At 54.9% G+C, this 20,031-nt stretch carries 17 protein-coding genes and 1 tRNA gene; 13 read left to right on the top strand and 5 right to left on the bottom strand.

The window, feature by feature from the left end:
• Positions 1-75: 75 nt before the first annotated feature.
• Positions 76-1,428 carry an MFS transporter gene (locus D0C27_RS10105; RefSeq protein ID WP_137430903.1) on the top strand — a complete coding sequence of 451 codons (1,353 nt, stop codon included), beginning with the start codon at positions 76-78 and terminating at the stop codon, positions 1,426-1,428.
• 808 nt (positions 1,429-2,236) lie between these two features.
• The gene (locus D0C27_RS19625) at positions 2,237-2,365 is read left to right on the top strand and encodes a hypothetical protein (RefSeq protein WP_268380419.1); all 129 of its coding nucleotides are present in this window, start codon (positions 2,237-2,239) and stop codon (positions 2,363-2,365) included.
• A 527-nt stretch (positions 2,366-2,892) separates the two neighbouring features.
• On the opposite strand, the gene D0C27_RS10110 is transcribed toward D0C27_RS19625, so the two are convergent.
• Positions 2,893-2,977: transfer RNA gene (locus D0C27_RS10110), tRNA-Leu, on the bottom strand.
• 123 nt (positions 2,978-3,100) lie between these two features.
• Positions 3,101-4,312, bottom strand: coding sequence for a CaiB/BaiF CoA transferase family protein (locus D0C27_RS10115; RefSeq protein ID WP_137430904.1), 1,212 nt, complete (start codon positions 4,310-4,312; stop codon positions 3,101-3,103).
• Between the two features lie 173 nt (positions 4,313-4,485).
• Here D0C27_RS10115 and tig point away from each other — a divergent pair, with 173 nt between their 5' ends.
• The 4 genes from tig to lon all read left to right on the top strand — a co-directional run bounded on the left by tig (position 4,486) and on the right by lon (position 10,590).
• Positions 4,486-5,796, top strand: a complete 1,311-nt coding sequence (gene tig / locus D0C27_RS10120; protein WP_009459092.1) for a trigger factor — start codon at positions 4,486-4,488, stop codon at positions 5,794-5,796.
• Positions 5,796-6,449, top strand: a complete 654-nt coding sequence (gene clpP / locus D0C27_RS10125; RefSeq protein ID WP_021446711.1) for an ATP-dependent Clp endopeptidase proteolytic subunit ClpP — start codon at positions 5,796-5,798, stop codon at positions 6,447-6,449. The genes tig and clpP overlap by 1 nt, the downstream gene beginning before the upstream one ends.
• Positions 6,450-6,549: 100 nt before the next feature.
• Positions 6,550-7,851: an ATP-dependent Clp protease ATP-binding subunit ClpX gene (gene clpX, locus D0C27_RS10130; protein WP_009459099.1), complete on the top strand. Its 1,302-nt coding sequence runs from the start codon at positions 6,550-6,552 to the stop codon at positions 7,849-7,851.
• A 273-nt stretch (positions 7,852-8,124) separates the two neighbouring features.
• The gene (lon, locus tag D0C27_RS10135; protein WP_009459101.1) at positions 8,125-10,590 is read left to right on the top strand and encodes an endopeptidase La; all 2,466 of its coding nucleotides are present in this window, start codon (positions 8,125-8,127) and stop codon (positions 10,588-10,590) included.
• 313 nt (positions 10,591-10,903) lie between these two features.
• Here the strand turns inward: lon and lexA are convergent, their stop codons facing one another.
• From lexA to D0C27_RS10150, 3 genes are all read right to left on the bottom strand, one after another.
• On the bottom strand, positions 10,904-11,563 hold the full coding sequence (gene lexA / locus D0C27_RS10140) for a transcriptional repressor LexA (protein ID WP_009459104.1): 660 nt from the start codon (positions 11,561-11,563) through the stop codon (positions 10,904-10,906).
• 105 nt (positions 11,564-11,668) lie between these two features.
• Positions 11,669-12,229 (bottom strand): GNAT family N-acetyltransferase, encoded by a 561-nt coding sequence (locus tag D0C27_RS10145; protein WP_115635131.1) that lies wholly within the window; start codon positions 12,227-12,229, stop codon positions 11,669-11,671.
• A gap of 71 nt (positions 12,230-12,300) precedes the next feature.
• The gene (locus tag D0C27_RS10150; protein WP_009459106.1) at positions 12,301-13,503 is read right to left on the bottom strand and encodes an amino acid aminotransferase; all 1,203 of its coding nucleotides are present in this window, start codon (positions 13,501-13,503) and stop codon (positions 12,301-12,303) included.
• Between the two features lie 84 nt (positions 13,504-13,587).
• Here D0C27_RS10150 and uvrB point away from each other — a divergent pair, with 84 nt between their 5' ends.
• The 7 genes from uvrB (at position 13,588) to D0C27_RS10185 (ending at position 19,886) form a co-directional block, all read left to right on the top strand.
• Positions 13,588-15,609, top strand: a complete 2,022-nt coding sequence (gene uvrB, locus D0C27_RS10155) for an excinuclease ABC subunit UvrB (protein WP_115635133.1) — start codon at positions 13,588-13,590, stop codon at positions 15,607-15,609.
• A 297-nt stretch (positions 15,610-15,906) separates the two neighbouring features.
• A complete protein-coding gene (locus D0C27_RS10160) occupies positions 15,907-16,398 on the top strand; it encodes a low molecular weight protein-tyrosine-phosphatase (protein WP_026482840.1) in 492 nt (163 codons plus the stop codon).
• Between the two features lie 141 nt (positions 16,399-16,539).
• On the top strand, positions 16,540-17,016 hold the full coding sequence (iscR, locus tag D0C27_RS10165) for a Fe-S cluster assembly transcriptional regulator IscR (RefSeq protein WP_021446710.1): 477 nt from the start codon (positions 16,540-16,542) through the stop codon (positions 17,014-17,016).
• Between the two features lie 33 nt (positions 17,017-17,049).
• Positions 17,050-18,243 (top strand): IscS subfamily cysteine desulfurase, encoded by a 1,194-nt coding sequence (locus tag D0C27_RS10170; RefSeq protein ID WP_137430905.1) that lies wholly within the window; start codon positions 17,050-17,052, stop codon positions 18,241-18,243.
• Positions 18,240-18,623, top strand: a complete 384-nt coding sequence (locus D0C27_RS10175; RefSeq protein ID WP_137430906.1) for an iron-sulfur cluster assembly scaffold protein — start codon at positions 18,240-18,242, stop codon at positions 18,621-18,623. The genes D0C27_RS10170 and D0C27_RS10175 overlap by 4 nt, the downstream gene beginning before the upstream one ends.
• A 54-nt stretch (positions 18,624-18,677) precedes the next feature.
• Positions 18,678-19,001 (top strand): HesB/IscA family protein, encoded by a 324-nt coding sequence (locus D0C27_RS10180; RefSeq protein ID WP_003801383.1) that lies wholly within the window; start codon positions 18,678-18,680, stop codon positions 18,999-19,001.
• A gap of 6 nt (positions 19,002-19,007) precedes the next feature.
• Positions 19,008-19,886 carry a methylglyoxal synthase gene (locus D0C27_RS10185; protein ID WP_026482837.1) on the top strand — a complete coding sequence of 293 codons (879 nt, stop codon included), beginning with the start codon at positions 19,008-19,010 and terminating at the stop codon, positions 19,884-19,886.
• Positions 19,887-20,031 lie beyond the last annotated feature (145 nt).

A 20,031-nucleotide genomic window follows, 5' to 3' on the forward strand; every position in this document is an offset into this window, starting at 1 on the left:
AATCAGCAAGCTTGCGCGAGTAGCGGGCAAGGGGTACCGACCGGGTGGGGTGCTTTGTTGTCGGGGGCCAATGCTATGCGTGCCCTCGTCCTGGCCGGTGGAGTGGTATTGCATGCCGTCAATGTCTACATTGTGACCACCATTTTGCCCACGGTTGTGCGGGATATTGGTGGGCTGGATTTATATGCCTGGAATACGACCCTGTTTGTCGTGGCGTCTATTCTGGGTTCGGCTCTGTCACCCAAGTTGCTGGCCTTGACGGGCCCTAAAGGCAGCTATGCCGTCGCAGCCTTGATCTTTGCGGTGGGGGCGCTTGTTTGCGCGCTGGCGCCGAATATGTCCCTTTTGCTGTTCGGGCGCTTCGTCCAGGGGATTGGCGGTGGTTTTCTCTTTGCTCTGGCGTACGCCATGATTCGTCTGGTTTTTGCAGAGCCCTTGTGGCCTCGAGCCATGGCGTTGGTATCAGCGATGTGGGGCGTGGCAACGTTGGCCGGGCCGGCAGTCGGTGGCGTGTTTGCGCAGTGGGGAATGTGGCGTGCGGCTTTTGGATCGGTCGCCTTGATTGCCGTACTTTTTGCCGCTTTGGCATTAGTAGTCCTCCCCAAACGCGAGCAACATGCCGCGGCGGTGAGCAAGGTGGCTATTCCTGTGATTCAACTGCTGTTGTTGACGCTGGCGGTGTTGGCGATCTCTGCCGGTAGTACCTCGGCAGATGTACTGCAAAATGCGCTTGGCCTGGGCTTGGCGGGGGGGTTGGCCGTCGCTTTGCTGGTAGTGGAAAAACGTTCGTCTACCAAGTTGCTGCCATCGGGGGCGTTTCAGTTCAGATCTGCTATTGCCAAACTCTATGCCTTGATGTCCTTGTTAGTGCTGACGGTGACCAGTGGTGAAGTTTTTGCACCGCTTTTTCTGCAAGTCTTGCATCAACAGTCCCCGTTAGTAGCGGGGTACCTGACGGCGCTGATGGGGGCGGGCTGGACGGTAGGGGCAATTATCAGCTCGGGCCTGGGGGGAAAAGCCATTACGCGGGCGATCATGGCTGGGCCTATCCTGGGACTGCTGGGTATGGTGGGGCTTGTTGTTTTACTGCCAGATACCAGTACGGGTTCCGTCCTGGCTCTGGCACCGATTTGTCTGGCTCTGGCCTTGATAGGCGTGGGAGTAGGGGTAGCTTGGCCCCATTTGCTGGTGCGGGTTTTCAAGGCAGTGCCAGCCCAAGAGCAGGAACTGGCGGGGGCATCGATTACAACCATTCAGCTCTTTGCAACGGCAAGCGGAGCAGCCTTGGCTGGAATGATTGCCAATGCGGGTGGACTTATTGATCCCGGTGGCGTGGAGGGAACGCGTCAAGCGGCTTATTATTTATTTGGAGTTTTTGCTGTGGCACCGCTGTTAGGGATAGGAGTGGCAAGGAACTGTCGGGCGTGAATGCTGTCTGATTAATTATGAGCCAGCTAATTTGTTCAGCATTCTGCTAGGGTTAATACTAGAGCGTCCATTAATTAGCTCTTATTGATAAAAGATTTAGTGCAATTGAAGCCTGGTTCTATATTTTTAATTTTCATGAAGGAGGTTGCCTTGTGAATAGTGCCCCCTTTACTAATCAGGTATCCAAACCCGATCCGCAGCCTAAGCCCATGCGCTGGCCTAGCGATTTTCCGGGTAAACACGATCGGCAGGAATAAGCTCCGGATTTAATCGGGAAGCCGCCTTCAAGGGCGGCTTTTTTGTGTCTGCGCTTCAAGGCTTTCTTTTGTGGGGCTCGGAAATGAGGGGGTGGGGGAATCTTTCGGGCTTGATAGTAGGAATATCAGGTGACGTGCCCGTTGCTCTTGCTGCTTCACTAAGCTGTTTGTTGTGGCCCAGCCATCTCTGTGCCGACTTTCTCTTTATGCAGGGCATGGTTTTTGTCTTGTCTGGCTGGCCGTGTTGAAGTCCTCCCCTGAGACTCCCTGACGACAAAATCCCTTCCTCTTGGGCTGGTTTCAAACCGGCTTTGACCTACGTCTATAGAACAATGTCCATACTCCCTTTCAGCTCATCAATGTAGTATAAGGTAACAAATATTCTTCGGTTTATTGGTCTTTCAGGCAAATTTATGACCTCTTTATGAATGAAAAATGTAGTTATCGAGTAAAAAACAGGAATAAATGTTATTTATTGTCAAATGTGACTAGGTAATATAATTACTTGCGAATGATTGTCATTATTGATTTTTTGTAAAGGAAAGATGGGGATGAATCGCAATCCAAAGCCAAGCCCAAATCCGGCTCCCAGCCCAAGTCCTGATCCGGCTCCCAAGCCCGAGCCGCAACCCATGCGCTGGCCCAGTGACTTTCCTGGAAAGCACGATCGCTACAACTGATGTTTAAGTAGAGGTGTTCAGGAGAAAAGCACAGTGCCCAGCGGGGGTCTTGCGATTCTGCCCCCCCGGCACGTGCTTTTTCTCAGCAGTCTCGAGGTCGATTTCAGTAAATACCGTTGGATTTATCAGATCTATATAGCGCAGCTTTGGTGGGCTGTTACCTGAAAATAACTTTATTAGCGCGGACAAGCTTTAACTAATGATTGTGAGAATGGGCTAGCTTTCGTACGCAACAATACAAGACGTGCAGCGAGTTGATTGAGTGGCAATTATTAGCGGCCAAACAATTACAAGGGAACCAAATCAATAGACGCACTCGCAGTCATGTGCATCGCTCACAGCATTGAACTGGACTCAATACCTAGGCGATGTGGCTATTTTTGTTTTTTTGAGGAATTCGTGGGGCCTTTATGGGGCCTACGATGTTGAATACTTGAAAACAGGCTATTAAAAGCTGTTAGGGTATGAAAGTTAAGCCGTTGATTTTGCTTAAAATTGATTTTTCTGAATCAACGGTTTTCATGCTCTGGTGCGAACGGAGAGACTCGAACTCTCACACCTCTCGGCGCCAGAACCTAAATCTGGTGCGTCTACCAATTCCGCCACGTTCGCAGCACGAAAGAAGTAGATTCTAGCTTGGATTTTCATCCTCGGCAAGTGCTTGCTCCGTATGAAAAACAAATAGATTAGGGGCCATCTTGTACTGGCCCCCAGGTTCTTTTGTACTGCTTTGTTTTACTTGCGTTTTGGGTTCTTGGCGATCAGGCCGCGTGCTTGCCAGTCGGCTTGTTGTTCGGCGCTGATCCCCAGATTATCCAGGATTTCCTGGGTGTCCTGGCCCAGGTGCGGAGCAGGGCGGTAGATGGCGCCAGGGGTGTGGCTCAGCTTGGGAACGATGCCGGGTACTTTAAGCGGTGTGCCGTCTGGCAGACTGCTGTCCAGCAGCATGTCACGGGCCTGATAGTGGGGATCTGCTGCGATATCGGCAATGTCATAAACCCGCCCTGCGGGAACGCCAGCCTGGTCCAGAATTTCCAGTACCTTGTTCAGTTCCAGAGCGCTGGCCCAGTGGCCAATGGCGGCATCGATCACGCCTGCATTTCGGGCGCGACCATCATTGTGCGCGTAGTCGGGATTGTCAGCCATATCAGCGCGCCCAATGGCGTTCATCAAGCGCTTGAAAATGCTGTCGCCATTGCCGGCGATCAAGGCGTACTTGCCATCCTTGCAGACGTAGGCATTGCTGGGCGTAATGCCGGGCAGGCTGCTGCCGGCAGGCTCCCGAATGGCGCCGAAGGCGGAGTATTCGGGCAGCAGGCTTTCCATCATGTTGAACACGGATTCATACAGGGCCACGTCAATATATTGACCTTCGCCCTTGTTCTGTTCACGCTGGCGCAGGGCCATCATGATGCCGATGACACCATGCAAGGCTGCCAGAGAGTCTCCAATGGACACGCCAACCCGTACCGGTGGCCGTCCGGCCTCACCGCTAAGGTGGCGCAAGCCGCCCATGGCCTCGCCAATCACGCCGAAACCGGGCTTGTCCTTGTAAGGGCCGGTCTGGCCGTAGCCCGATACACGCAACATGATCAGACCGGGGTTGATGGCTTTCAGGTCTTCCCAGCCTAGCCCCCATTCTTCCAGGGCGCCGGGGCGGAAGTTCTCGATCAGAATGTCACATTCTTTTACCAGTGTGCGCACCACGTCCTGACACTCCGCCTGTCGCAGGTCCAGGGCCAGAGACTTCTTGTTACGGGATTGCACCTCCCACCAGACCGAGTTACCGTCATGCAGCAAACGCCATTTACGCAAGGGGTCACCGCCTTTGGGGGATTCGATCTTGATGACGTCCGCGCCAAATTCGCCCAGGATCTTGGCGGCAAAGGGGCCGGCGATCAATTGGCCCAGTTCCAGGACCCGGATGCCGCCTAAAGGGGAGTTCATGTGCATATCAGTCTTGCGTAGGGAAGGTAAAGTAAGGGATCATAGTCCGGCACGGCTGTATTGTCTTGACAGGAAATTATGATTCAAAATACGTTTGTTTGGATTTACCGTGCCAGTTTCCGGTAAAATGCCGGATTACTCTTATCAATTACTCAATTTAATATAGGTCTTCAATGCAGCCCGAGGTTGAAATTCTGTCCGGCTTGGAGCGCCGAGTCGATGTGGTCGTTTCGGTGGCCGACGTAGAAAAACAAGTCCAGGCCCAGCTCAAGCGTGTGGCTCGTACGGCCAAGGTACAGGGCTTCCGTCCCGGTAAAGCGCCTTTGTCCGTTGTCGAGCGCAGCCACGGCCCTGGTATCCGTTACGACGCCATCAACGAAGAAATCGGCAAAGCCCTGGACAAAGTGATCCAGGACTCCAAATTGCGCGTAGCCGGCACTCCTAATCTGGAAGCCAAAGAAGGCGAGCCTGCTGAAGGCACCATGGCCTTTACCGCAACTTTCGAAGTTTACCCAGAAGTGGCTCTGCCTGATCTGTCCAAACTGGAAATCAAGCGTGCCAACACGCCTGTGACCGACGAAGACATCCAGCGCACCGTAGACGTGCTGCGCAAGCAACGCGCCAACTACGAATCCAGCGCTGATCGCCAAGCTCAGGAAGATGACCGCATCACTCTGGACTTTGTGGGCACCATTGACGGCGTCGCCTTTGAAGGCGGTAGCGCTGAAGGTTTCCAGTACCTGCAAGGTCGTGGCCGCATGCTGCCCGAGTTCGAGACTGCCGTTGCCGGCATGAAAGCAGGCGAAACCAAAACCTTCCCTCTGGAATTCCCTGCCGACTACACCGGCAAGGAAGTGGCTGGCAAAACTGCCGAATTCAAGATCACCGTGACAGACGTGGCCCAGCCTGTTCTGCCCGAGCTGGATGCTGAGTTTGCCAAGTCCCTGGGTCAGGCTGAAGGTGATGTGGACGCTTTGCTGGCCGACATTCGTGCCAACATCGAACGCGAAATCAAGGCTCGTGTGCACGCCCGTAACAAATCCGCTGTGATGGACGCCTTGCTGTCTGCCAGCGAATTTGACGTGCCTAACGCTCTGGTGGACAACGACGTGGAAGGTCGCATCGCTTCGGCTCGCGCCGAACTGAAAGAGCGCGGCGTGCCTGACGCAGACAAGATGCCTATCCCTGCCGAGGCCTTCAAGGAAGAATCCACTCGCCGCGTGCGTCTGGGTCTGCTGGTCTCCGAACTGGTCAAGGCTGCTGAACTGCAAGCCAAGCCCGAACAGGTTCGTGCCCGCATCGAAGAATTTGCCCAGAACTACGAACAGCCCGCCCAAGTGGTGGCCTACTACTTGTCCGATCGCCAGCGTCGCGCCGAGATTGAGGCAGTGGTACTCGAAGATAACGTCGTCGAGCACGTACTGTCCCAGGCCAAGGTGTCCGACGAGGAGGTGGCGTTCGACCAAATCATGGGAACCAACTAATGTCGTCAACCTTTGTCGACTTCTACGCCTCAATGCATGGGGGGCAATCCGTTGCCCCTACGGGTTTGGGCTACGTGCCTATCGTGATCGAGCAGTCCGGTCGTGGTGAGCGGTCTTACGACATCTACTCCCGCCTGCTGCGCGAGCGCATCATCTTTCTGGTGGGCCCGGTTCATGACAACTCGGCCAACCTGATTGTGGCCCAGCTGCTGTTTCTGGAGTCGGAAAATCCTGAAAAGGATATTTCGCTCTACATCAACTCGCCCGGTGGTTCGGTCTATGCAGGCCTGGCCATCTACGACACGATGCAGTTCGTCAAGCCGGAAGTCTCGACATTGTGTACCGGCATGGCTGCCAGCATGGGCGCTTTCTTGCTGTCTTCGGGCGTCAAGGGCAAGCGTCTTGCCTTGCCTAACTCGCGCATCATGATCCATCAGCCTTCGGGCGGTGCGCGAGGCCAGGCTTCCGATATCCAGATTCAGGCCAAGGAAATCCTGAGCCTGCGTGAACGCTTGAACAAGATCCTGGCCGAAAACTGCGGCCAGCCTGTCGAGCGTATCGAGCTGGATACCGAGCGTGACAACTTCATGGCAGCTGAAGACGCTGTGGCCTATGGCCTGATCGACAAGGTGATGAACACTCGTGACGAGTAATCATCTGTCCCTACAGGGATCGATCTGACGCAGTACTATGGCTGTTCGGGGGCGGGACTTGTTCCCGTCCTTTTACCATCCTGAAGTGAAATTTAAATTTATGTCCGAAAAGAAATCGGCCGACGAGAAAGTTCTGCATTGCTCGTTTTGCAATAAAAGCCAGCATGAGGTCAAGAAACTGATCGCTGGACCTTCGTCCGTGTTCATCTGCGACGAATGTATTGATCTGTGTACCGATATCATTCGTGACGAAGCTGCGGGCGCCACTCCTGATGGTGAACGTAAAGAATTGCCCACCCCCCAGGAAATCAAAGAGTTTCTGGATGGGTATGTCATTGGCCAGGAAATGCCCAAGCGCACCTTGGCGGTAGCGGTGTACAACCACTACAAGCGAATTCGTAGCGGCAAGGCAGGCCGTGACGATGTGGAACTGTCCAAAAGTAATATTTTGCTGATCGGGCCTACGGGTTCGGGCAAAACGCTGCTGGCTCAAACACTGGCCCGCATGCTGGATGTGCCTTTTGTGATGGCAGACGCCACCACACTGACCGAAGCCGGTTACGTGGGTGAGGACGTCGAGAACATCGTTCAAAAACTGCTGCAAAACTGCGATTACGATGTGGAAAAAGCGCAGCGCGCCATTATCTACATCGATGAAATCGATAAAATTTCCCGCAAGTCGGATAACCCTTCGATCACCCGCGACGTGTCGGGCGAGGGCGTGCAACAGGCGCTGCTCAAGCTGATCGAAGGTACAGTCGCTTCGGTTCCTCCGCAAGGTGGTCGCAAGCACCCGAACCAGGACTTTGTGCAGGTGGATACCACCAGCATTCTGTTCATCGTAGGCGGTGCTTTTGATGGCCTTGAAAAGGTGATTCGCGACCGTACAGAAAAATCCGGTATCGGTTTTTCTGCTTCCGTGAAAGCCAAGTCCGAACGAGGCGTAGGCGAGCTATTCTCTGAGGCCGAGCCCGAGGATCTGATCAAGTTTGGTCTGATTCCCGAGCTGGTGGGGCGTTTGCCTGTGGTCGCCACTCTGGAAGAGCTGCACGAAGACGCACTGATCCGCATTTTGACCGAGCCGCGCAATGCCTTGGTCAAGCAGTTCCAGAAGCTGCTGAGCATGGAAGGCGTAGAGCTTGAAGTTCAGCCCGAAGCCCTGCGTGCGGTGGCCCAGCGTGCCATCAAGCGTCGTACCGGCGCTCGCGGCCTGCGCAGTATTGTCGAGCAAGCGCTGCTGGACACCATGTACGAACTGCCTTCGCGTAAAGACGTCAGCAAAGTGGTGCTGACCGAGGACGCCATTGTCGGAAAGAGTAAACCCGAATTGATTTTGGGTCGTCCTTTGTCCGATAGTGAAGCCAGTGACACTGAGTCGCCCTTGAAAAACGCAGTAGCTTAGAGATATCTCCTCGTTTGTGCACTGTCTGGCTTTGGTCGGACAGGCGCAGGCGGGACAGGGCGACAGGCGAAGGTAAAGAGAAAGGAGTGGACCTATGAAGACCACCAGGCATAAGGGCTTGTCTCTCTTTTACTCTGTAAAGTTCTGTTCTAATGTTCGTTCGGCCTACTTGAAATATCAAAATTCGCCACAATCTGAGCTACAACAGGTTAAACCGTGAAAGGGAAGCCCAGGCTTCCCTTTTGCGTCTAAGGACATTTATAGGAAATGACTATGTCTGCGAGCCAGATTCTTTCTACGGAACCTATTGAGCTGCCGCTGCTTCCCTTGCGCGATGTAGTGGTGTTCCCTCACATGGTGATTCCGCTTTTTGTTGGCCGGCCTCGCTCGATCAAAGCCCTTGAGCTGGCAATGGAGTCCGGCAACAACATTATGTTGGTGGCGCAAAAGTCCGCAGGCAAGGACGATCCCGCTCCCGAGGATCTCTACGAAATTGCGTGTGCGGCCAGTATTTTGCAAATGCTCAAGCTGCCCGACGGCACGGTAAAAGTGCTGGTGGAAGGCTTGCAGCGCGCTCGAATCACCCAGGTACAGGATGCCGAAACCCACTTCATGGCCTCGGTGGTCGAAGTGCCCGGCGACTCCGGTGATGCTGCTGAAACCGAAGCCCTGCGTCGTGCGGTGCTGGGTCAGTTCGAGCAGTACGTCAAACTGAATAAAAAAATCCCTCAGGAAATTCTGACTTCCCTGACCGGGATTGACGATGCTGGCCGTCTGGCCGATACCATCGCCGCTCATTTGCCTTTGAAGCTGGAACAAAAGCAGGGCATGCTGGAAACGCCCAAGGCTTTGGAGCGTCTGGAAAGCCTGCTGTCGCAACTGGAAGGCGAAATTGACATCTTGCAGGTCGAGAAGCGCATTCGCGGCCGTGTGAAAAAGCAGATGGAAAAGAGCCAGCGCGACTACTATCTGAACGAGCAGGTCAAGGCGATTCAGAAAGAGCTGGGCGAAGGCGAAGACGGCGCTGATGTTGAAGAGCTGGAAAAACGCATCGAGCAGGCTCAATTGAGCAAGGAAGCGCTCAAGAAAGCCGAATCGGAAATGAAGAAGCTTAAGCTGATGTCGCCGATGTCAGCCGAAGCAACCGTGGTGCGTAACTACATTGAAACGCTGGTTGGCCTGCCTTGGCGCAAAAAGAGCCGTATCAACAACTCCTTGAGCAATGCCGAGGAAGTGTTGGATGCGGACCACTTTGGTCTGGAAAAGGTCAAGGAACGTATTGTCGAGTACCTGGCTGTTCAGCAACGTGTCGACAAACTGAAGGCTCCAATCCTGTGTTTGGTTGGCCCTCCAGGCGTGGGTAAGACCTCGCTGGGACAGTCCATTGCCAAGGCAACGAACCGCAAGTTCATTCGTATGGCTTTGGGTGGGGTGCGTGACGAGGCCGAGATTCGTGGTCACCGTCGTACCTACATCGGCTCCATGCCGGGCAAGGTGGTTCAGAACATGAGCAAGGTGGGTGTACGTAACCCGCTGTTCCTGCTGGACGAGATCGACAAGATGGGCGCGGATTTCCGTGGCGACCCATCCTCGGCACTGCTGGAAGTTCTGGACCCTGAACAAAACCACACCTTCCAGGATCATTACCTGGAAGTGGACTATGACTTGTCCGACGTGATGTTCGTGGCAACCAGCAACACCTTGAACATTCCACCGGCCCTGCTGGACCGTATGGAAGTGATTCGTCTGTCTGGTTACACCGAAGATGAGAAGGTGCGTATTGCTTTCGATTACCTCTTGCCCAAGCTGATGAAGAACAACGGCGTGCGCGATGGCGAGCTGGAAGTGACCGAAGATGCCGTGCGCGACATCGTGCGTTACTACACCCGTGAAGCGGGTGTGCGCTCCCTGGAACGTGAAATCAGCAAGATCTGCCGTAAGGTCGTTCGCAAGCTGCTGGTGGCCAATCCACAAGCCGGTACGCGTGCGGCTCGCAACAAGACACTGACCCAGGAAACCTTGGTCGTGAATGCGGCGAATCTGAACGATTACCTGGGCGTACGTCGTTTCTCCTTCGGCCTGGCCGAAAAAGAGAACAAGGTTGGCCTGGTGACGGGTCTGGCCTGGACCGAGGTGGGCGGTGAATTGCTGACCATCGAAGTCGCGGATATGCCCGGTAAAGGCAATGTGCTGCGCACCGGCTCGATTGGCGATGTGATGAAAGAATCGGTCGAAGCGGCTCGTACGGTTGTGCGTTCGCGTGCTCAGAAATGGGGCATTGCCAATAGCGTGTTTGAAAAGCGTGACCTGCACGTGCACTTTCCTGAAGGCGCTACGCCCAAGGATGGTCCATCGGCCGGTATCGCCATTACGACCGCTATCGTGTCCAGCCTGACGGGTATTCCGGTTCGTGCTGATGTGGCCATGACGGGTGAAATCACCTTGCGCGGCGAAGTTCTGCCTATCGGCGGCTTGAAAGAGAAGCTGTTGGCAGCGCAACGCGGCGGCATCAAAACCGTGATGATCCCGGAAGAAAACATCAAGGACCTGGCCGATATTCCAGATAACGTGAAAAACACGCTGGAGATCATCCCGGTGCGTTGGATTGATCGTGTACTGGAAGTGGCCCTGCAAGACGCTGTAACGCCCCTGAGCGACGAAGAAGTAGCTCGCCTGGCCGCTGAGGCCTTGGCAGCCACGCGTGCTGCTGGGGCGGGTTCCGAGTCCTTCAAGCACTAAGCATCAGCAGTAGTAAGCAAGCAGTGAAACAGGCTACCTTGGGTTCAAGGTAGCCTGTTTACATTTTGGTCAGGCTGATCGTGGCTTCGAGGTTAGTCATATTGATAGCAGTGGGAGCCAGATTTTTGGGCAACGATATTGAGGGAGTTGAAAGTCGCTAGCTTGCGCGAGGGGTTTACGGCTGCTCAAACCTGTATATCGGCATGCACTTCGACCAATAAAAAACCCCATATACCGTTTGGTACATGGGGTTTTTCTCTTGTCAGGAGCACCAAGCCTGTAAAACAGCTCTGGTGACCAAGAGAGAGGAAGCTTAATGCAGCGGGCTGGTACGAATCAGACCCACAGCAATGCCTTCCAAAGACAGGGAGTCCGGGTCGGTGATGATGATGGGTTCAAAGTCCGGGTTCTCGGGCAGGAGGACCACTTGATTGCTGGAGCGCGACAGGCGCTTGACGGTGACATCGTCGCCAATACGTACCACCACAATCTGCCCATTACGCGCTTCACTGGCTTTCTTGACGGCCAGCAGGTCGCCGTCAAAAATGCCCGCGTCTTTCATGCTCAAGCCGCGTACGCGCAGCAGGTAATCAGGCGTTTGGGTGAATAGGGTAGGGGCGACGCCAATCTCGCGCTCGATATGCTCGGTGGCCAAAATAGGGCTACCGGCAGCCACGCGACCAATAATGGGCAGCAAGAGGGCGTCAGCCAGATTGGCCAATGCGTTGCTGCTGGGAGCAGCACTTTCGCGGGTATCCGTACCGAGCAGGCGTATGCCGCGCGAGGCACCGGCAGTCAGCTCGATAGCGCCTTTGCGGGCCAGAGCTTTCAAATGATCTTCGGCCGCATTGGCGGATTTGAAACCCAGCACCTGAGCAATCTCTGCTCGAGTGGGAGGGAAACCCGTCCGTTCGATTTCAGAACGAATGATGTCCAGCACTTGTTGTTGGCGTGCAGTGAGCTTGGCGGTCATAGTATTGTCTGCTGAATATATATACAGTAAAGATTGTGCGTTACAGTTGGCGTTTTTGCAAGCGGTGAGGGCCCTAAAGGCTTAATTTTTGACCCTTCGGGCTGCTCAGGCAGACTGGGGCCAATCCTTGCGGTCCAGGGTGTACAGCACATGGGGGACGAGTTTGTGGCCCGCCGCTACACCGGGGTGATCAAAGGTACCAGCTTGCTCTGTCATGCCCAGGCGTTGCATGACGGTCTGCGAAGGCAAGTTCAATTGAGCGGTGTACGCCACAATTTGATCCAGGCCCAGTTTGTCAAAACCAAAGTCCATGCAGGCTCGTGCCGCTTCGGTGGCATAGCCCTTGCCCCAGTACTCAGGCAGCAAACGCCAAAGAACTTCCACGCAAGGCTGAAAGTACAGATCGGCGGTCGGGCGGTTCAAGCCCACCATGCCAATGAAGGCCCCGTTTTCTTTCAGCTCGACTGCCCAGGGGCCCCAGCCATGCTGGTCAATCAGGCTTTGGCTGCGGTGGGCGATGGCATCGCTTTGCTCACGGTCCAGAGTGGCCGGATAAAAACGCAGCGCATGAGGATCACTGTTCAAGCGGAAAAAGGGCTCCAGGTCGGAAGCTTTCCAGGGGCGCAGGAGTAGGCGTTCGGTGTTCAGGGAAATCGTGTCTGTCATGGTAGTGCTCCAAGGGCTGGAACGACAACGCCCTTCCGAAGAAGGGCGTTGGGGCTGTACTGAGGGACAGCTTACTTCAGGACTTGAGCGATGGCCTTGGCCACGACGTCAATATTCTGGCTGTTCAATGCAGCAACGCAAATACGGCCGCTGCTGACAGCGTAAATGCCGTGTTCCTGGCGCAGGCGTTCGACTTGCTCGGCAGTCAGGCCGGAGTAGGAGAACATGCCGCGCTGTTGCAGCACGAAGTCAAAGTTTTGGGTAGCGCCGTGCTCTTTCAGCTTGGCAACCAGTTGGGCGCGCATTTCGCGGATGCGATCACGCATGCCGGCCAGTTCAGTCGCCCAGGTCTGGAACAGTTCAGGCGAGTTCAGTACCGTGGCCACAACCTTGCCACCGTGTGTGGGTGGGTTGGAGTAGTTGGTGCGAATCACACGCTTGACCTGGCTCAGTACGCGGGAAGTTTCGTCCTTGCTGGAAGTAACCAGGGTCAGGGCGCCAACGCGCTCGCCGTACAGCGAGAAGGACTTGGAGAACGAGGAGCTGATGAACATGGACAGGCCTAGCTTGGCAAACAGACGCACTACGCTGGCGTCTTCTTCCAGACCGGCGCCAAAGCCTTGGTAAGCGATGTCCAGGAAAGGAACCAGTTGACGTTCTTTGATCAGCTCGGCGATCTGGGCCCATTGTTCCATGCTGGGGTCCACGCCGGTCGGGTTGTGGCAGCAAGCGTGCAGGACCACGATGGACTGGGCCGGCATGGCGCGCAGCGAGGCGATCATGCCGTCAAAGTTCAGGCCATGCGTAGCGGCATCGTAGTAAGCGTAGGTGTTGACCTTGAAGCCGGCGCGCTCGAACAGGGCGCGGTGGTTTTCCCAGCTTGGATCGCTGATGTAAACCTCGGACTGGGGCAGCAGTTGCTGCAGGAAGTCAGCACCGATTTTCAGCGCACCGGTACCGCCCAGGGATTGCACGGTCAAGGCGCGGCCTTCGGCAATGATGGGGGAGTCGGCACCCAGCAACAGGGTTTGAGCACCCAGATTGTAGGTATTGATCCCTTCAATAGGCAGGTAGCTGCGCGCGGCGGCTTTGCTCATCATGGCTTCCTCAGCCTTTTGAACAGCCTGCAAAATCGGGATACGCCCTTGATCGTCGTAGTAAACACCGACCCCCAGATTAACTTTGCCGCTGCGTTCGTCGGCATTGTATTGTTCGTTCAAACCCAAAATAGGGTCGCGTGGAGCCAGTTCGACGGTTTCGAAGAGCGATGTCATGATGATATGGGGGCGTTAGTGCAGAAAGGTAGAAAAACAAAGCATTAATGTGATAATACGGGCTTACCCTAAAGTGTGTCTAGCATGAAATTTGAGCCTGCCTTTCAAGAATTTCCGGGGAGTTCCTTCAAACTTTTCCAACCTTATTTGCCTGCTGGCGACCAGCCTGCGGCGATTGAGCAGTTGGTTGAGGGGATTGATGATGGCTTGATGTACCAGACCCTTTTGGGGGTAACGGGCTCGGGCAAGACCTATACGATGGCGAACATTATTGCTCGCACCGGGCGTCCGGCCATTGTTCTGGCGCCCAATAAAACCCTGGCGGCGCAGTTGTACGCCGAGATGCGCGAGTTCTTTCCACGCAACGCCGTGGAGTACTTCGTGTCTTACTACGATTACTACCAGCCCGAGGCCTATGTGCCATCGCGCGATCTGTTTATTGAAAAGGACTCGTCCATCAATGAACACATCGAGCAGATGCGTTTGTCGGCCACCAAAAGCCTGCTGGAGCGGCCGGACACCATTATTGTGGGCACTGTGTCCTGCATTTACGGTATCGGTAATCCCGGCGACTACCATGCGATGGTGCTGACGTTGCGCAAGGGCGACCGTATTGCCCGGCAGGAGCTGCTGGCGCGTCTGGTCGCCATGCAGTACGAGCGCAACGATCTGGATTTTCAGCGTGGGATATTTCGTGCTCGTGGTGAAGTGGTCGATATTTTCCCGGCAGAAAACGCGGAGCTGGCCTTGCGAGTCAGCCTGTTTGATGACGAGATTGAAGAGCTGGAGTTGTTCGATCCGCTGACAGGCAAGGTCGTGCAGAAGCTGAACCGCTTTACCGTGTTCCCTAGCTCGCATTATGTGACGCCACGCGAAACCGTGTTGAGGGCGATTGAAACCATCAAGCTCGAACTGCGCGAGCGTCTGGAATTTCTGACACGGGAAGGGCATTTGGTTGAAGCTCAACGCCTGGAGCAGCGCACCCGTTTTGATCTGGAAATGCTGCAGGAGCTGGGCTTTTGCAAAGGCATCGAGAACTACTCTCGCCACTTGTCAGGAGCAGCGCCTGGCGATCCGCCGCCGACACTGATCGACTACCTGCCGCGTAACTCCCTGATGTTTATCGATGAAAGCCACGTCACTATCGGGCAGTTGGGCGCCATGTATCGCGGTGACCGCTCGCGTAAAGAAACCCTGGTGCAGTTCGGTTTCCGCCTGCCTTCGGCCATGGATAACCGGCCTTTGAAACTGGAAGAGTTCGAACGCCGTATGCCGCAAACCGTGTTCGTGTCGGCTACACCCGCTGCCTACGAGCAAGAGCATGCAGACAATGTGGTTGAACAGGTGGTGCGACCTACCGGACTGGTGGACCCGGAGATCGAGGTTCGCCCGGCTACCACGCAGGTCGATGACTTGCTGGGTGAAATCAAGCTGCGTACTGCGCAGGAAGACCGTGTATTGGTGACGACGCTGACCAAGCGCATGTCAGAGGATCTGACCGACTACTTGTCAGAGAACGGTATTCGCGTGCGCTACTTGCACTCGGACATTGATACGGTGGAACGGGCCGAGATCATCCGGGATCTGCGTCTGGGTGTCTTCGATGTGCTGGTCGGGATCAACCTGCTGCGTGAGGGGCTGGATTTGCCCGAAGTGTCTCTGGTGGCGATTCTTGATGCGGACAAGGAAGGCTTCCTGCGTTCGGAGCGCAGCCTGATTCAAACCATAGGTCGGGCAGCGCGTAACCTGAACGGTAAAGCCATTCTGTATGCCGACAGAATGACGGACTCCATGCACCGCGCTATCGAAGAAACCGAGCGCCGTCGTGCCAAGCAGATCGCCTTTAACGAAGAGCACGGTATTACGCCGCGCGGCGTGAACAAGGCCGTCCGTGAGTTGATTGATGGTGTTGTTGCCTCGGATCCAACTGCCAGCTTGCGCGAGGATGTGCCGGACGAGTTGATTCGCGACGAGAAGGCCGCTGCACGCGAGATCAAGCGTCTGGAAAAAGAGATGATGGACCACGCCCGCAACCTGGAGTTCGAGCAAGCGGCAGCCGCGCGCGACAAGTTGCAAAGACTGAAGGCCAAACTGCTGATGGCTTGATGATTGTTGTGTATTTGCAACTAAAGCTGGACGAAAGCTCAGAAAAAACACCGTTCTGCTACCGGCTTTCATCACTCGGGTGTATTGCTTGATTTATCTCATCTCGAGAAAGTGGTGTATCCGCTAAGCAAAGGTTGCTGCGCCTTTGGTTTATTCCAAACTTCAAGCAGCTGCGACCGGTTTTTATTGGCAGCTCCCAAACGATACGGATTTGCTGTTTTCAAGGCGATTTTCGGGGTCTGTTTTCACCCCGGTTTCATCTTGCCTTATTTGGGGTTTTCCCGCAGACTTTGACGCATTATGAGTAAGGTTCTGTTTGTCTGTACAGGGAATATTTGCCGCTCCCCCAGCGCCGAAGGTGTCTTGCGCCAACTGGTCGACCAGGCCAGTTTGTCGGAGGCTATTTTGGTGGATTCAGCCGCCACGCATGGCTTTCATGTTGGCGAGCATCCTGACACACGCGCACAGATAGCCGCTCGTAAACGCGGTTATGACATCTCTACCTATCAGGCCCGACAGGTCCAGCGCGAGGACTTTCGCAACTTCGACCTTATCTTGAGCATGGACTGGGAAAACCACGCTGCCTTGCAGCAAATGTGTCCTCCCATTTATCGTCACAAGCTCATGCTGCTGATGCGCTTTGCCACTGACTATGAAGCGGCTACCGTGCCCGATCCTTATTATGGCGGCCAGGATGGCTTTAATAAGGTCATGGACTATATCGAAGATGCCTGCCAGGGCGTGTTCGAACTGGTTCGCAAGCGCGTCCCCAATTACCGTGCTGCCTGAGTGGCTACATAACACTTCAGTATAAGTGTAAAAACACACGCTCAAGCACGGTAGTTTCCCCTGTATTTGCTATACTGGACCAAATTGGTCGGATTTGCCGTTGGCAGTCCGGCCGCTTTCGCCTTTGGCAAGGAAACTATCATGCGTTTGACGACAAAAGGGCGTTTCGCCGTAACCGCGATGATCGATCTTGCGCTGCGCCAGCAAAGTGGACCGGTGACGCTCGCAGGCATCAGCCAGCGACAGGGTATCTCGCTCTCGTATCTTGAACAGTTGTTTGGCAAGTTGCGCCGCCATGAACTGGTCGATAGTGTGCGTGGTCCGGGTGGTGGCTATACGCTTGCGCGTCTGGCTCGCCACATCACCGTTGCTGACATTGTGTTTGCGGTCGATGAGCCCGTTGATGCCACCCAATGCGGTGGCAAGGGTAATTGCAAGCAGGGCACAAACGGGCAGAAAGGCGAGTGCATGACTCACGAGCTTTGGGCGACGCTTAGTCGTAAAATGGTCGATTATCTGGATTCTGTCTCGCTACAGGACTTGGTTGATCAGCAGCGTCTGCGTCAGCTCAAGTTGGCCGCTCAGGAAGCCGGCCAGCCAGAAGAATGTACTTTGTAGTGGGCAAGATCCGCTACTGACCCGGAGTTTTGTATGAGTCGCGCTCAGCGTATCTATATGGATTATGCCGCCACTACACCGGTAGACCCGCGTGTGGCCGACAGCATGATTCCCTGGTTGACGGAACGATTTGGCAATCCGGCCTCCAGCAGCCATCCCTATGGGTGGGATGCGGAAGAGGCCGTGGACCAGGCGCGCCGTCAGGTTGCCGCTTTGGTAGGGGCAGAGCCGCGTGAAATTGTCTGGACCTCCGGTGCTACCGAAGCCATCAATCTGGCGTTAAAAGGTGCCGCGCAGTTTTATCAGTCCAAGGGCCGCCATATTATTACCGTCCGTACGGAACACAAGGCCGTGCTGGATACCTGTCTGGCCTTGCAGGACGAAGGGTTTGAAGTCACCTTTCTGGATGTCCTGCCCAGTGGTCTGATTGATCCTCAGGCGTTTGAACAAGCCATTCGCCCCGACACCATCCTGGCCTCGGTCATGTTGGTGAATAACGAAATAGGCGTGATTCAAGATGTGCAGGCCCTGGGGGCAATGTGCCGGGAGCACAAGGTGCTGTTCCATGTGGACGCCGCCCAGGCTACCGGCAAGGTGGCGATCAATCTGCAGGAATGGCCGGTGGATTTGATGTCCATGTCTGCCCACAAGACTTACGGTCCCAAAGGAATCGGTGCCTTGTATATCCGTCGTAAACCGGCGGTGCGCCTGAAAGCGCAGATTCACGGTGGCGGCCACGAACGCGGGTTTCGCTCCGGTACGCTGGCCACTCATCAGATCGTGGGCATGGGACGTGCTTTTGAACTGGCTGCCCAGGAGATGGACCAAGACAATCAGCGCATCACCGCGCTGCGAGATCGTCTATGGGCCGGCCTGCAGTCTATCCCTGATCTGTTCCTGAATGGCACCTTGGATCAGCGCGTGCCCCACAACCTGAACATCAGCGTGGATCACATCGAGGGCGAAGCTCTGATGATGGCTCTGACAGATTTGGCAGTGTCCAGTGGCTCGGCCTGTACCTCGGCCAGCCTGGAACCGTCCTACGTATTGACGGCTCTGGGTCGTAGTGATCAGTTGGCGCACAGTTCCCTGCGCTTGAGTCTGGGCCGTTTCACGACCGAGCAGGATATTGATGACACGATTGCGGCCATCCGTCGTGTGGTTGAACAATTGCGGGCCATCTCTCCCTTGTGGAGTGAGCCTGCTTCGGAGCAGTTCGCGCAATGATATATAGTGACGCTGTCATGGAGCATTTCCTGCACCCGCGTCATGTGGGTGTCATGAACAGCAGTGATGCTGACGTAGGTACAGGGGAAGCGGGAAGTCACGAAACCGGGGCCTTGATTCGCATCCAGCTCAAGGTATCGGAGCAGGGCCAGATTCAGGATAGCTGTTTCAAGGCTTATGGCTGTGGCTGTACCATCGCTGCCGCCTCGTTTGCGACACAGTGGCTGCAAGGTCGCAGTCTGGAGCAGGCAGCTCAGTTCTCGTCTACAGATGTGCAGCAAGCGCTGGAATTGCCGCCGGTCAAAGTGCATTGTGCTTTGTTGGCCCAGGAGGCGGTTCAGGCCGCTATTGCCTCGGTACAGAACAAAGGCGCGTTTTAGTTGTCCAAGCCTGAAGGCTGAATATTCTTTCAGGTTTATAGAAAGGAAAAGATTATGTCTATTTCTCTTACTCAGCCCGCCGCAGAACATATCCAGCGTCATTTGAAAAAACGCGGGGGCGGTTTGGGGCTACGTTTGGGTGTACGTCTGACCGGTTGCTCGGGTCTGGCCTACAAGCTGGATTTTGTTGATGAGCCGGTTGAAGGCGATCAACTGTTTGAAGAGCACGGCGTTAAACTGTTTGTTGATCCTAAAAGCCTGCCCTTTATTGACGGCACGCGTCTGGATTATGGCCGTGATGGCCTCAATGAAGGTTTCAAGTTCATCAATCCAAACGAGAAAGCCTCCTGCGGGTGTGGCGAATCGTTTACCGTGTAGGAACTCATGTCATTACGTTTCGGTTTGGCGGCCAATCAATTGCACCATGATTCGGCAGATGCGGCTTTGTTTCAGTGGTTGCGGCGCTCAGCCAGCGGTATTCGCGAATTGGAAGTTGAGCTTTACACGGTCGGTCGTACCTGTAATGCCATCGAGCGGTCGGGCCTGCTGGAAGGCTATGGCGGCCTGGTTCGCTATCCCTATGGTCGTGATGGCGGTTTGATGAAGCTGGTGGCCCGGGTCACGCAAAGCCCGGATGGTACACCGCCTTTTGATGGCGCCATTTACCTGATTGACCCGGTAGACCCTTCCTCCATTTTTCCGGAAGCACTGGCGCTCAAGCGCCAATGCATCACGCATGGCCGTCCTTTCATTTCTACCTTGATGGGTGCAATTGAATGGATTGAAGTGGAGCGTGTCAGCCGCGGTTTGTGGCCCGATTCCAGCTGCAAACGTATTTTTGACTTCCCTAATCAAACCTTGGCCATGATTGCGCACGATGCACTCAAGGACAAGATGATTGAGTTTGCCGACAAGCATTTTGATTTGCTGTCTCGCTTTGGCCAACGCGTGGGAACTGGGACGACAAGCCGCTTGTTGAATGAGCTGGCCTGGTCTAAAGGTTGGCCCAAGGACACACCCTGGATTCAGTCATATCTAAGTGGTCCTTTGGGTGGCGATGCGCAAATTGCCGAGCTGGTGCTGGAAAATCGTTGTCAACGTGTCATCTTCTTTGAAGACCCGCACGTTGCGCGTCAGCACGAGGCTGACATCCAGTTGCTGGAGCGTGCGGTGCGCGTGGTGGCAGACAAGGCTTCGTGTTTTTCTTCGCCTGAGGTAGCTCATAAATGGGCGCAGGCGGTGATGCGTTTGCCGGTGGATTAATTGCCTGCAAATCGTACTCGCAGCACAGGTGCAACACGGTGAAGCTATGAACCTGGATTCGCAATAAAAAGAGGACGCTTTCGAGCGTCCTTTTTTGTTTCGGCATGACGTGTTGCTGAGCAAGTTTTCAGACTGCGCGAAAGTC

Origin of the sequence: Alcaligenes faecalis, from assembly GCF_005311025.1 — a bacterium.
In the GTDB taxonomy this organism is placed as follows: Bacteria; Pseudomonadota; Gammaproteobacteria; order Burkholderiales; family Burkholderiaceae_B; genus Alcaligenes; species Alcaligenes phenolicus.